The organism is Bradyrhizobium sp. 157, from assembly GCF_023073815.1.
Classification (GTDB): Bacteria; Pseudomonadota; Alphaproteobacteria; order Rhizobiales; family Xanthobacteraceae; genus Bradyrhizobium.
Genome location: NZ_JADPKF010000027.1, coordinates 1 through 12490 on the forward strand (window position 1 = coordinate 1; position 12490 = coordinate 12490).

Annotated in this window: 18 protein-coding genes; 5 read left to right on the plus strand and 13 right to left on the minus strand. The window is 63.1% G+C overall.

The genetic code is table 11. The annotated features are described in order from the left end of the window. Positions 1-252: 252 nt before the first annotated feature. Together IVA95_RS06135 and IVA95_RS06140 are read right to left on the minus strand one after the other, a co-directional pair. On the minus strand, positions 253-633 hold the full coding sequence (locus tag IVA95_RS06135) for a hypothetical protein (protein WP_247509704.1): 381 nt from the start codon (positions 631-633) through the stop codon (positions 253-255). A 218-nt stretch (positions 634-851) separates the two neighbouring features. Further along, positions 852-1655 (minus strand): hypothetical protein, encoded by an 804-nt coding sequence (locus IVA95_RS06140; protein WP_247509705.1) that lies wholly within the window; start codon positions 1653-1655, stop codon positions 852-854. Positions 1656-1772: 117 nt separating this feature from the next. Between IVA95_RS06140 and IVA95_RS06145 the strand changes: the two genes are divergently transcribed. Beyond that, complete coding sequence (locus IVA95_RS06145; protein WP_247509706.1) at positions 1773-2807, plus strand: aspartate-semialdehyde dehydrogenase; 1035 nt, start codon at positions 1773-1775, stop codon at positions 2805-2807. 107 nt (positions 2808-2914) lie between these two features. Here the strand turns inward: IVA95_RS06145 and IVA95_RS06150 are convergent, their stop codons facing one another. Next, on the minus strand, positions 2915-3559 hold the full coding sequence (locus IVA95_RS06150) for a carbonic anhydrase (protein WP_247509707.1): 645 nt from the start codon (positions 3557-3559) through the stop codon (positions 2915-2917). A gap of 101 nt (positions 3560-3660) precedes the next feature. Here IVA95_RS06150 and IVA95_RS06155 point away from each other — a divergent pair, with 101 nt between their 5' ends. Continuing rightward, on the plus strand, positions 3661-4539 hold the full coding sequence (locus IVA95_RS06155) for a CoA ester lyase (protein WP_247509708.1): 879 nt from the start codon (positions 3661-3663) through the stop codon (positions 4537-4539). Here IVA95_RS06155 and IVA95_RS06160 read toward each other — a convergent pair. The 4 genes from IVA95_RS06160 to IVA95_RS06175 form a co-directional block, all read right to left on the minus strand. Next, positions 4536-4781 carry a hypothetical protein gene (locus IVA95_RS06160; RefSeq protein WP_247509709.1) on the minus strand — a complete coding sequence of 82 codons (246 nt, stop codon included), beginning with the start codon at positions 4779-4781 and terminating at the stop codon, positions 4536-4538. The genes IVA95_RS06155 and IVA95_RS06160 overlap by 4 nt on opposite strands. Positions 4782-4843: 62 nt before the next feature. Then, positions 4844-5632, minus strand: a complete 789-nt coding sequence (locus IVA95_RS06165; RefSeq protein WP_247509710.1) for a capsular polysaccharide synthesis protein — start codon at positions 5630-5632, stop codon at positions 4844-4846. A gap of 60 nt (positions 5633-5692) precedes the next feature. Continuing rightward, positions 5693-6298: a 3-isopropylmalate dehydratase small subunit gene (gene leuD, locus IVA95_RS06170; RefSeq protein WP_247509711.1), complete on the minus strand. Its 606-nt coding sequence runs from the start codon at positions 6296-6298 to the stop codon at positions 5693-5695. A 108-nt stretch (positions 6299-6406) separates the two neighbouring features. Beyond that, positions 6407-6805: a metallopeptidase family protein gene (locus tag IVA95_RS06175; RefSeq protein ID WP_213251038.1), complete on the minus strand. Its 399-nt coding sequence runs from the start codon at positions 6803-6805 to the stop codon at positions 6407-6409. A gap of 110 nt (positions 6806-6915) precedes the next feature. Between IVA95_RS06175 and IVA95_RS06180 the strand changes: the two genes are divergently transcribed. From IVA95_RS06180 to IVA95_RS06190, 3 genes are all read left to right on the plus strand, one after another. Further along, a complete protein-coding gene (locus IVA95_RS06180) occupies positions 6916-7239 on the plus strand; it encodes a hypothetical protein (protein WP_213250877.1) in 324 nt (107 codons plus the stop codon). Positions 7240-7504: 265 nt separating this feature from the next. Further along, positions 7505-7765 carry a hypothetical protein gene (locus IVA95_RS06185; protein ID WP_213250879.1) on the plus strand — a complete coding sequence of 87 codons (261 nt, stop codon included), beginning with the start codon at positions 7505-7507 and terminating at the stop codon, positions 7763-7765. A gap of 128 nt (positions 7766-7893) precedes the next feature. Further along, a complete protein-coding gene (locus IVA95_RS06190; RefSeq protein WP_247509712.1) occupies positions 7894-8196 on the plus strand; it encodes a hypothetical protein in 303 nt (100 codons plus the stop codon). A gap of 314 nt (positions 8197-8510) precedes the next feature. On the opposite strand, the gene IVA95_RS38975 is transcribed toward IVA95_RS06190, so the two are convergent. From IVA95_RS38975 to trmD, 6 genes are all read right to left on the minus strand, one after another. Continuing rightward, positions 8511-8885, minus strand: coding sequence for a hypothetical protein (locus IVA95_RS38975; RefSeq protein ID WP_346657985.1), 375 nt, complete (start codon positions 8883-8885; stop codon positions 8511-8513). A gap of 242 nt (positions 8886-9127) precedes the next feature. After that, positions 9128-9328, minus strand: coding sequence for a hypothetical protein (locus tag IVA95_RS06200; protein ID WP_247509714.1), 201 nt, complete (start codon positions 9326-9328; stop codon positions 9128-9130). Between the two features lie 102 nt (positions 9329-9430). Beyond that, positions 9431-10837: a 3-isopropylmalate dehydratase large subunit gene (gene leuC, locus IVA95_RS06205; protein WP_247509715.1), complete on the minus strand. Its 1407-nt coding sequence runs from the start codon at positions 10835-10837 to the stop codon at positions 9431-9433. 76 nt (positions 10838-10913) lie between these two features. Next, positions 10914-11048 (minus strand): hypothetical protein, encoded by a 135-nt coding sequence (locus IVA95_RS38725; RefSeq protein WP_256470161.1) that lies wholly within the window; start codon positions 11046-11048, stop codon positions 10914-10916. Between the two features lie 202 nt (positions 11049-11250). After that, positions 11251-11631: a 50S ribosomal protein L19 gene (gene rplS / locus IVA95_RS06210; protein ID WP_028348467.1), complete on the minus strand. Its 381-nt coding sequence runs from the start codon at positions 11629-11631 to the stop codon at positions 11251-11253. Positions 11632-11739: 108 nt separating this feature from the next. Continuing rightward, positions 11740-12465 (minus strand): tRNA (guanosine(37)-N1)-methyltransferase TrmD, encoded by a 726-nt coding sequence (trmD, locus tag IVA95_RS06215; RefSeq protein ID WP_247509716.1) that lies wholly within the window; start codon positions 12463-12465, stop codon positions 11740-11742. Between the last annotated feature and the right edge of the window lie 25 nt (positions 12466-12490).

A 12490-nucleotide genomic window follows, 5' to 3' on the forward strand; every position in this document is an offset into this window, starting at 1 on the left:
CTTGCGTGAGGCTCTGCCCGGCCCATCCGGGTAACCCTCGCACTCGCATCGAGGGTGAGTCGCCTCCGCATCGGAAGAGGGACATACGGTCTGAGGAGCGCATCTTCGCGCGTCTCGAAGGATGAATGGCACGAGCTCGGCCACATGGTCCGAGACGGCGCTAGAGCGCCTCCTCACCATGAGGGGCGCGCTTTTGCAGTCACAAAAAATGCCCGGTCGAGACCGGGCATTTTCGTCATATGCTTGTCGCACTCAATACAGCGGGAAGCGCTGCGGATAGCCGCCCATGTCCGACGGCGGGTTGAGCGGCTGGCGATCGATCGGCCGGTTGAGATTTTCGCGCGCGAACGACGGATATCCGAGATCCGGCGGGAAGGCGTAGTCCTGGAACTTGCGGTCGCCCGGCAGCACTTCGGTGCCGGCATCGAGCCAGGAGCGGGTGGTGACGTAGACGCGGGTGCGCGGGCCCTGCTGGTACGACCGGTTGGGACCGTTCGGGCCGTAATAGGGCCGGCCGTCGCGGTCGTATTGCTGCCTGGACTGGGCGTCGGCCGAGGTCGTGCCATTAGCGACGAGGGCGGCCGCGGCAAGCAACATCGCGAGCTTGCTCGCAGCAGGGAATTTTCGGGTCATTGCATCCTCGTCATTGTCCGCCCGTGACGGGCTGGCGGATCGTCAAATCTGATTGCGTGCATTGTAGCCGTGGCAAGACCATCGTCGCTAGGTCAATTGCGCCACACCGCGCCGGAATAATGCGGTGCGAAGCGAAAAAGTTTCATGAAAACAAGTGTCTTGGCCGCTTGTTGCCACAATTGTGAGGGGCGGCGATAACAACCGCGCCGCCAGCGGGCTTAAAGAGTGCCGCGCAGCCGCGGGTTATCGGCTCCGGTTACCCAATCCGCTGACAAGGCCGGCGCGCCTGACGCCGCACAATCGCTGCGCCTGACTTCGTCGCGGGCGAACAATTCCGTAAGTTTCGTATCGTTGCCGGCCGAAAGCAGGACCAGCCGGTTCAGCATGCAGCCGATCGCGGCGCGGCGGGCCGGCACATTCTCGCCCAGGCATGACCAGCCCGAGAGACGGAATTTCGGCTCATCGATGTGTTTGAAAAATCGGAGGCATGCGCTGGCGGCCTCCGTGCCGCCGACCGGGCGAAACAGCGTCACCGCGCCGAACTTGCTGTCAATGATCCCTGCAGCTTCCAACTCGCGCGGGCCAGCCGGGTCCATCCTTGCGGCGAGGTAGCCGGCCGCCGAGCCGACCTGATCGATCTCTTCGCCCGGACGATAGATTTCGAGTTCGGCGACTGGCGTGCCGCCGAGCCCGCTCCAGCGGAACACGTCCTTGCGACCACCCTCGGGGTGCCGAAAAACCTCGTAAGTCTCTATCTTGCCTGGAAAAATGAACTGGCTTACGGCGAACGCCGGCGCCGTGCGTCCGGCCTCGCTCCAAGCTTTGGGCGAGGTCTCCATCGCCGTGATATCGGGCAAATGCTGCCATAGCGCGATACCGCCAATGGCCATCAGCGCCAGCGTCATCAGATAGGCGCAGAGCCGTGCCAGCGTACCGCAGACCTCGTCCGCGAAGCTCACCAGCGCCGGGTGAATTGTCGTCCTATAATGGGAATCGGCCGAACCGGCCGGAAACGAATGCATCAAACGCCCAAACACAACCGCCAAACGTTGTCATATCGGCGTTTCTCGCATAGAAGCGCTGCCTTCTCCCTTTCCGCTTGAGGCGGCAGGGCGGCATTTTTCCTCGGAGAGTGAACGATGGGTTACAAAGTCGCTGTCGTCGGTGCGACCGGCAATGTCGGGCGCGAAATGCTCAATATTCTCGACGAGCGCAAATTCCCCGCCGACGAGGTCGTGGTGCTGGCCTCGCGCCGCAGTGTCGGCGTCGAGGTGTCCTATGGCGACCGCACGCTGAAGGTCAAAGCGCTCGAGCATTACGACTTCTCCGACGTCGACATCTGCCTGATGTCGGCAGGCGGTTCGGTGTCGAAGGAATGGTCGCCCAAGATCGGCGCGGCGGGTGCGGTCGTGATCGACAATTCGTCGGCCTGGCGGATGGACCCGGACGTGCCGCTCATTGTGCCGGAAGTGAACGCGGACGCGGCCGCGGGCTTTGCCAAGAAGAACATCATCGCCAATCCGAACTGCTCGACCGCGCAGCTCGTGGTGGCGCTGAAGCCGCTGCACGACAAGGCCACCATCAAGCGGGTCGTGGTCGCGACCTATCAGTCGGTCTCGGGCGCCGGTAAGGATGCGATGGACGAATTGTTTTCGCAGACCAAGGCGGTCTACACCAACAGCGAACTGATCAACAAGAAATTCCCCAAGCGTATCGCCTTCAACGTCATCCCCGAGATCGACGTGTTCATGGAGGACGGCTACACCAAGGAAGAGTGGAAGATGATGATGGAGACCAAGAAGATTCTTGATCCCAAGATCAAGCTTTCCGCCACCTGCGTGCGGGTGCCGGTGTTCGTCGGCCATTCGGAGGCCGTCAACATCGAATTCGAGAATCCGATCACGGCCGATGAAGCGCGCAACATCCTGCGCAACGCGCCGGGGTGCCTCGTGATCGACAAGCACGAGCCCGGCGGCTACGTCACGCCCTACGAGGCGGCCGGCGAGGACGCTACCTATATCAGCCGCATCCGCGAGGACGCGACGGTGGAGAATGGCCTGGTGCTGTGGTGCGTCTCCGACAATCTGCGCAAGGGCGCAGCCCTGAACGCGGTGCAGATCGCCGAATCCCTGATCAACCGCAAGCTGATCACCGCAAAGAAGAAGGCGGCGTAAGCTTGGATTTGTAAGGTGGGCAAAGGCGCATTTGCGCCGTGCCCACCAATCCTGTTCATTGCGTTCGAGAGATGGTGGGCACGTTTCGCTTTGCCCACCCTACACGACTACGCCGCGTCCCGCACGCTGCGGAACTCCTTCGCCGCCTGGTCGAGCACGAACAGCGAGCCCTCGGCGACGCCGAAATAAGCGCCGTGCAATTCCATCTCGCCGCGCTCAACGCGAGAGCGCACGAACGGGAAGGTCATCAGGTTTTCGAGCGAGCGGAAGATCGCGGCTTTCTCGATCCTGATCGTGAACTCCTGCATCGTCTCATGCTCGCGCTGTTCTACCACCTCGCCCGGTTTGATGAACATCGCCATCCAGCGGCCGATGAAGTCGCCCGGCGACAGCGGGTCGATCTTGTCGATGAAGGCGCGGATGCCGCCGCATTGGGCATGGCCGAGCACGACGATGTGCTTGATGCGGAGCACGTTGACCGCATACTCCAGCGCCGCGGAGACGCCATGGGCGCCGCCGTCGGGCTGATAGACCGGCACCAGGTTGGCGACGTTGCGCACCACGAAGAGCTCGCCGGGGCCGGCGTCGAAAATCACCTCCGGCGAGACGCGGGAATCGCAGCAGCCGATCACCATCACGGCGGGCGACTGGCCGCGCTCGGAGAGTTCCCGGTAGCGCGTCTGCTCAGTCGGCAGCCGCTGTGAGGTAAAGGCCCGGTAGCCATCGAGCAGATGTTGCGGGAATGAGGTCATGGTGCCATGCCTAACCATAAGCCGATGACGGGAACAAGGCTTTCAGGCGACCGCATGAGGTGATATCGCGGGGGCCTGAAAAAGCAACCGGGAAACCAGCCATGATCCGTCCGCGCCGCAGCCTGTTGTTCATGCCGGGATCTAACGCGCGGGCGCTGGAAAAGGCGCGCAACCTGCCGGCCGACGGCATTATTCTCGACCTCGAGGATTCAGTGGCGCCGGACGCCAAGGCAATGGCCCGCGACCAGATCGCCAAGGCGATTGCCGCCGGCGGGTTCGGCAAGCGCGAGGTGCTGATCCGGGTCAACAGCCTCGATACGCCATGGTGGGTCGAGGACGTCACCATGGCCGGCAAGGCACGGCCCGACGGCATTCTGGTTCCCAAGATCTCCACCGTCGACGATCTCAACGCGATCGCGAATCGCCTCAGCGACGTCAACGCGCCCACCTCGATCCGGGTCTGGGCCATGATCGAAACCGCGCGTGCGGTGCTGGACGCCGACAAGCTCGCCGCGGCATCGAGGGATTCCGAAACCCGGCTTGCGGGATTCGTGTTCGGGCCGAACGACATTTCGCGGGAAACACGAATCCGCATGCAGCCGGGCCGCGCGGCGATGATCCCGATGATCACGCACTGCATCCTGGCGACGCGCGCGCACGGCCTGGAAATTCTCGATGGCCCCTACAGCGACATCAGCAACATCGACGGCTTTGCGACCGAATGCGCGCAAGGCCGCGATCTCGGCTTCGACGGCAAGACGCTGATCCATCCAAGCCATATCGAGGCCTGCAACGCCATTTTCACGCCGCCGGCCGAGGAGGTCGAGCAGGCGCGCAAGATCATTGCGGCTTTCGAGAAGCCGGAAAACGCCTCGCGCGGGGCAATCCAGCTCGAGGGGCGGATGGTGGAACGACTGCACGCCGACATGGCGCAGCGAACGATTGCGATTGCCGACGCAATCGCGGCCATGGGGCATTAGTTGCGCTTCAGGCTCAGGATGCTGGCGATCGCGACGAAATCCGGCGGACCGCCCTTGGCGCCCGCGAACTTGGCATCGATACCATGAGAATCCCTGCACCCCGCCTCGGTGAGACGATGTCCGGCCGAGATTCTGTCTGAAGGCAGCGTGGCGCCGCTCGCGTCACGTACCCGGAAGAACAGCAGGATCGCCAGCGCGCAAAGAACTGCGATCGAGATGTGCAGCCAAGTGAAGCGCGACATTTTCATCAACGCGCGACGAGGCAAAAGGTGCCGGCCCAAGGGGAGAAGGAAGAAAGTTGCCCTTATTTGCCGTACCTTTCGGCCGCCCAGGCATACAGGCTGCCCGGAATGGGTTTCTCTCCGCCGCGGCCCTTTGGCGAGATGTGCAGGCCGATGATTTCGGGGGCGGCGAGCAGCGCCGAAAAATCTGTCGGCTCGAAGAACAGCTTTGGCTCGGCGTGCACCGCATAGAACGACTGCTTCGGCAGCGCGTGCTGCAATTCGTTGGCGCGGCGCGCGAGCGCGGTGAGTGCAGCTGGGCCGTAGATAGCGACGCGAATATCGGAGAGACGGCTCGATCGGCGACGCAACTGCCGCAGCATGAAGGTGAGGCGATGGCGAAGCGCCAGCCAGTCCGGCGTCAGGTCCTCCTGCTCGATTAATTCCTCAAACGCCCGCACGATCGGATCGTTCGCAGGCAGGTACAAAACCGAGTTGCCGAGCTGGCGCCGGCGCTCCCACGCGAAATAAGGCTTGGCCGGATCGATCTCGACCGGCTTGAGCAGCAGCACGTCGGCATCGAGCCACAATCCGGCACGCTCAGCCATAAGCCGCATGCGGAAGAAATCGCTGAACTGCAAAATGGTCCAGTCGCGCCAGCTTCCATCAGGCTCGGGCGGGCGCAGCCGCTCGGAAAAGGAGTGCGGCAGGATCGCTTCGGCCTCGGCGTTGCCGACGCCGTCGGGCAGGCCGGGGAGGGGATCGAAACTGTAGATGGTGACCTTGTGGCCGGCGGCGACCTGCGACCTGAGGCAGATCAGTCGCAGCCCGTCGAGGGGGCCGTGCCAGAAGGTGACGACGTCCGGCCGCATCCGCGCCGCCTCCTTACCTAACGAAAGAGCCCCGATCTGGTCGGGGCTCTCGTAGCATGATCAGGCCCAGGCGCGCTCTTTCTTCAGCTTCGCCTCGTAATCGTCGATCGACGATTTCTTTTCCATGGTGAGACCGATGTCGTCGAGGCCGTTCATCAGGCAATGCTTGCGGAACGGATCGATCTCGAACTTCACCTTGCCACCGTCGGGGCCGCGGATTTCCTGGTTGGGAAGATCGACGGTCAGCGTGGCGTTCGCCCCGCGCTCGGCATCGTCGAACAATTTGTCGAGGTCTTCCTGGGTGACGCGGATCGGCAGAATGCCGTTCTTGAAGCAGTTGTTGTAGAAGATGTCGCCGAATGAGGTCGAGATCACGCAGCGGATGCCGAAGTCGAGCAGCGCCCACGGCGCATGCTCGCGGCTGGAGCCGCAGCCGAAATTATCGCCGGCGACCAGCACCTTGGCGTTGCGATAGGCCGGCTGGTTGAGCACGAAGTCCGGGTTCTCGCTGCCGTCGTCCTTGTAGCGCTGTTCCGAGAAAAGGCCCTTGCCAAGGCCGGTGCGCTTGATGGTCTTCAGGTACTGCTTCGGGATGATCATGTCGGTGTCGACATTGATGATCTTCAGGGGCGCCGCGACGCCTTCCAGTGTGGTGAACTTTTCCATCGATCGCTTCCCGGTTGAAAAGATGGGACGGACCGGTGATTTATCGCGAATATGGTCCGGGCAAAAGGCCAATTTGCGCATAGGCCGCCTGTTTTGGCGCGAACCGGCCTAGTCTGCGGCGGCCTCGATCGCCTCCATGTCGGCATCCGACAGTCCGAAATGGTGCCCGATCTCGTGGATCAGGACGTGGCGGACGATATGGCCCAGCGTTTCCTCATGCTCGGCCCAGTAGTCGAGGATCGGACGGCGGTACAGCCAGATCATATTGGGCAGGCGGCCGATATCGTCGTTGCTCTGCTGGGGCAGGCCGACGCCCTGGAACAGGCCGAGCAGGTCGAACTCGCTCTGCGCCTGCATTTCGTCGAGGACTTCGTCGGTCGGAAAGTCGTCGACGCGGATGATCACGCCCTGGCACAGGGTTCGAAACGTCTTTGGCAGGCGCTCGAACACCTCATGCGCCATGGCTTCCATGTCGGCGAGGGAGGGGGCTTTTGCTTCGGTCCACATCACGACGTATTTAGCGTGTGTTGTACCCGGGCGCATACAGGTTTTGCGAGTTGACCTCGGCGCTCCAATCGGAGACCGTGCGGGCATTATCAGGCGTGGGTGGACTTCAGATGAAGCGGATTGTGACGGTCGCAATGTGGGCTGCCTTTGCCGGGCTCTTGCTTCCCGGCACCATGGCGCAGGCCCAGTCGGCATCGCCGGAACTGCGGGTCGCGCCGGCGCCGAAGGCGGTCGTCACGGATGTGTCGGCGCAACGCCGGCGTCCGTTGCGGCGTGTGCCGATCTATCGGCAGGAATGGGCACCTGACGTCTATCCGCGCTACAACCCCGGGCCGAACGCCGTGCGCGATTGCACCGCGCATTATGCGCAGGAATACCGGCCGAGCGGCACGGTGATCACCCCGCGCATGAACTGCTGGTGGCGACCGGGCTAGATGCCCTTCTCTTTTTTGTGTCGAGCATTTTCTGACAGGTACCGAGTCGCGCTCTGTGCTGACGACGGTCTGCACAAACTGCTTACGTGAGATCGCTCAAGCAGCATCCATTCATGTTCGTGGCGCATTCTTCATATTCGTGGCGCGCTCATTCACACCTCATTCAAGTCACTTGCTTCAGTCTGTGCACGTGTCGCGGCGATGCCGTTAGTTGATGCAAGCCATTCGGCGCAGACGTGCATCCGACGACCCGAGGAGACTGGATATGCAGGTAGTGAAGGTTTTTGGGCTTGCGGCCGTTGGCGCCTTGCTGGCGTTTGCCGCTCCGGCCGAGCGCGCCAATGCGCTGTCGCTCAGTAATCCCGGCGCCGCCGCGGCGGTTCAGGAGGATGCTAGGTTGGCGACGACGGAAGTGCATTGGCGACATCACCGCTACCACCACCATCATCATCATCGGTGGCATCGCTGGCACCACCACCATCATCGCTATCACCACCATCATCACCGTCACTGGCACCGCTGGTGATTGCGGCAGCTTAGAGCGGATTTCGAACAGGCCCGCTTTCTGCGGGCCTGTTTTCGGCTCAGCGCCGCCATGAAACTGCGATATTGGTGCGCGTTATCTGACCCTGGGATCAGCAGGAGGAGACCGTCATGAAGAGCTTGATCGGGGCAGCCATCGTCGGAGGCGCGCTCGCGATTGCCGGCCCGGCAGCCATCGATCCGGCGGCCGCCGCGCCGAAAGCGAAGCTACAAACCGCCGGCACATCCGATGCGACCGATCTCAGCGCGCATCGCTACCACCGGCGCTATCGCCCCTATGGTTATTATCGTTCATATTACCGCCCCTACTACTCGCCCTATTATTACGGGCGGCCCGCTTACTACCGGCCGTACCCCTACGATGCGCCGGCACCGTTCACGTTCGGCATCGGGTTTGGGCCGTTGTGGTGGTGAGACGATAGGTCGCAAATTGCACGACGTCTCTCAGCGACGCGTTCATGTTCGGCCTCCACGCATTCATGGCTCATTCACTTGGTCTTTCCTAACGTCATGGCTGGGAGCGACCGCAAAGGGACGCGACGGGGCCAACCGCAGTGCGGCCCAAGGCGCCGTCGCCGGTTAGGGAGGATTCATCCATGTCGATATCGGATCCCGGACGCGGCCTTGTCCGTTGTCTGGGCGTTACGGCTGCGGCGGTATTCGCGCTCGCAGCGGCATCGCAACAGCGCGCCGAGGCGCTTTCGCTAGCAACCCCCGGCACGGCGCCGTCAGCGAAATTCGCAACCGACGGACTGACGACCGAGGTTCAACATCGCGGTGGGATGGGCGGCGGCGGTATGGGCTTTCGCGGTGGCGGCGGCGGTGGCGGTTTCCATGCGGGCGGCTTCCGCGGTGGCGGCGGCGGTTTCCATGGTGGCGGCTTCCGCGGCGGCGGGGCGGCATTTCATGGTGGCGGCTTCCGTGGTGGCGGCGCGGCCTTTCACGGCGGTGGGTTCAGAGGCGGCGGGATGGCGATCCATCGTGGCGGTTTTCGTGGGGCGCCCGCCTTTCATGGCGGCGGACACCGCTTCGTACATCGTCACGCGTTCCACCGGCCGCACTTCCACCATCGGCCGCACTTCCACCACCGGCGGCACTTCCACAGCCGCTTCTATCTCGCACCGGCCTTCTATGCATACCCGGCCTACTATCCGGCCTACTATTATCCGCGGCGCTGCCGCGTGGTCTTGACCTATTATGGGCCGCGCAGGATCTGTCGTCCGTGGTGGCGTCACCGGTATTATGCATACCGGTATTGGTAAGATCAGGCTGAAACGAAACAGGCGCCCGGTTCGGCGCCTGTTTTTCGAGCGGGGATTGGATCCCAATCAGCGCAATGCCGATCCTAGCCTTCCCAAGGCTTGATCTTCCACGGAGTGAGCTTCTCCATCCGCCACTGCTGCCAGTGCTCCGGCGGCCAGTGACTGAGGCGCGAGGCTTCCTTGGTGGCGACAGGCTGCAGGTCGACGATGCGCGGCGTCGTGCGGCGCCGCACCTGCCGCGTCGCCTCGCTTATCATATCGATAAATTCTGCTTTGTCCGTCACGGCCAAAAGTCCCTCGCGAAAGCGCTTCGCAAGGGACCAGTGTGCGCTTTGCCTGTTAACGGGCCGTTTCCGGAACGTCTCGCTATCTAGACAAAGGAAGCGTTAACGCCATTCCCGAACGTCGACGAAGTGTCCCGCGATCGCCGCAGCCGCAGCCATCGCGGGCGACACCAGGTGGGTGCGGCCCTTGAAGCCCTGGCGGCCCTCGAAATTGCGGTTCGAGGTCGAGGCGCAGCGCTCTTCCGGCGCTAGTTTGTCCGGGTTCATGGCGAGGCACATCGAGCAGCCCGGCTCGCGCCACTCGAAGCCGGCCTTGATGAAGATCTTGTCGAGGCCTTCGGCTTCCGCCTGCTCCTTCACGATGCCCGAGCCCGGCACGATCATCGCGTTGACGTTGGCATTGACCGTCTTGCCTTCTGCGATTTTCGCCGCCGCGCGCAGATCCTCGATGCGGCCGTTGGTGCAGGAGCCGATGAAGACGCGGTCGAGCTTGATGTCGGTGATTTTCGTCCCCGCCGTCAGGCCCATATACTTCAGCGCGCGATGTTTTGAGAGCCGCTTGGCCTCGTCCTCGATCTTGTCGGGATCGGGCACGAAGCCCGAAATCGAAACCACGTCCTCGGGCGAGGTGCCCCAGGTTACGATCGGCGGCAGCTTTGCCGCATCCAGCCGGATCTCGTGATCGAAATGCGCGCCGTCATCCGAGCGCAGCTTTTCCCAGTAGCGCATCGCGGCGTCCCAGTCGGCGCCCTTCGGCGATTTCGGACGTCCCTTGAGGAACTCGAACGCCTTCTCGTCGGGCGCGACCAAACCGGCGCGGGCGCCGCCTTCGATCGACATGTTGCAGACCGTCATGCGGCCTTCCATCGTCAGCGCACGGATCGCATCGCCGGCATACTCCAGCACATAGCCGGTGCCGCCGGCGGTGCCGATCTCGCCGATGATTGCCAGAATGATGTCCTTGCCGGTGACGCCGTCGGGCAATTTGCCGTCGACCACCGCACGCATGTTCTTCGCCTTCTTCTGGATCAGCGTCTGCGTCGCGAGCACGTGCTCGACCTCTGACGTGCCGATGCCGTGCGCCAGCGCGCCGAACGCGCCGTGGGTGGAGGTGTGGCTGTCACCGCAGACGATGGTGGTGCCGGGCAGGGTAAAGCCCTGCTCGGGGCCGATCACGTGCACGATGCCCTGGCGCTTGTCGAACTCGTTGTAATATTCGATGCCGAATTCCTTCGCGTTCTCCGCCAGCGCCTTGATCTGCTCGGCGCTCTCAGGATCGGGATTGGGTTTTGTGCGGTCGGTGGTCGGCACGTTGTGGTCAACGACGGCGAGCGTCTTCTCCGGTGCGTGAACCTTGCGCCCGGTCGCGCGCAGGCCTTCGAACGCCTGCGGCGAGGTGACCTCGTGCACCAAATGGCGATCGATATAGAGCAGGCAGGTGCCGTCCTCGGCTTCGTGCACCAGATGGTCGTTCCAGATCTTGTCGTACAGCGTGGTCGGTTTGGACATGAGCGTAAGCTCCAAAAGAAATTCTGTGTGAGCGGTTAGGCGCGAAGCGTGCAAGCAACAGACGTCAGCAGCAGCATCAAGCTGCGCGCGTAAGCTCGGACGTGGCCGACGTCGCGAACCGTCCAAAGAAGCGGCCAGGCAGCCGCGAGCGATCGTCGATGACGACGAGCTGGGCGGTGCCGAAGGCGGCGCTGGTGCGATCTAGAACCATTCCAGTCTCATATCACATGGCACATCTAAGTGCGATATGCGTTTGTTGCCACTGTCATTGCGAGGAGCGTAGCGACGAAGCAATCCATCTGTCCCCGGGCGGAAAGGTGGATTGCTTCGCTGCGCTCGCAATGACGCGGAGGCGCAACAAAAAAGCGCGGGGCAAAACCCCGCGCTTTTGTCGCATCCCTTGCGGGAGAACGTTACTCGCCGACGGCCGCGGCGCGGTCCTGCTTCTCAACGATGCGGGCCGACTTGCCGCGCAGGCTGCGCAGGTAATACAGCTTGGCGCGGCGCACCTTGCCGCGGCGCACCACCTTGATCGAGTCGATCATCGGCGACATCACCGGGAACACGCGCTCCACGCCTTCGCCGTAGGAAATCTTGCGGACGGTGAAGCTCTCGTTGAGCCCGCCGCCGGAACGGCCGATGCAGACGCCTTCATAGGCCTGCACGCGGGTGCGCTCGCCTTCGACCACCTTGACGTTGACGATCACGGTATCGCCGGGGCCGAATTCCGGGATCGACTTGGTCGCCGATAGTTTTTCGAATTGCTCTTTTTCGAGCTGTTGAATGAGGTTCATTGAAATCTCCATCGGCGGCGCGCCCAGCCTTTCGGGGGCTGCGCAAACGTCCATCTATCCTGCGCGTGTGCGGATTTGGCGCCCGTATAAGGCATCGGACCGCACTTGTCACCCGTCTGTCGTGCTTTTTGTGCCTTTTTGGCCGCCCCTCGCCGCCCATAAATCCGGTCGCCGCGCCCGGGTCAGGGCCTCGGCTTCGGCTTTTCGCCAAGCCGCCACCTTGGCGTGGTCTCCGGAGATGAGGACTTCCGGGATCGTCCGGCCCTCGAACTCCTGCGGGCGGGTGTATTGGGGGTATTCCAGTAGTCCCTCGGAAAAGCTTTCGTCTACGCCCGAGGCCTGCTTGCCCATCACCCCCGGCAACAGCCGCACGCAGGCGTCGATCAGGGCCATCGCGGCGATCTCACCCCCCGACAGCACGAAATCCCCGATCGAGACTTCCTCGAGGTTCCGCGCCTCGATCACCCGTTGATCGACCCCTTCGAACCGGCCGCAGATGATCAATGGCCCGGCCCCCGCAGCAAATTCGGCAACCATAGACTGGGTCATTGGCCGACCCCGCGGGCTCATCAGGAGGCGCGGTCGATTTTGATTTATGGCCGCGGCGTCGATCGCCGCGGCCAGCACGTCGGCCCGCAGCACCATGCCCGGGCCGCCGCCGGCCGGGGTGTCATCGACGCTGCGGTGGCGGTCCGTAGCGGAATCCCTGATGTCGCGCGCCTCCAACTCCCAAAGTCCGGAGGCCAGCGCCTTGCCGGCCAGGCTGACGCCGAGCGGCCCGGGAAACATCTCGGGGAACAGGGTGAGAACGGTGGCGCGCCAGGCGGTGGTCATGCGCCCTGCATCGCGCGTTAGGCGT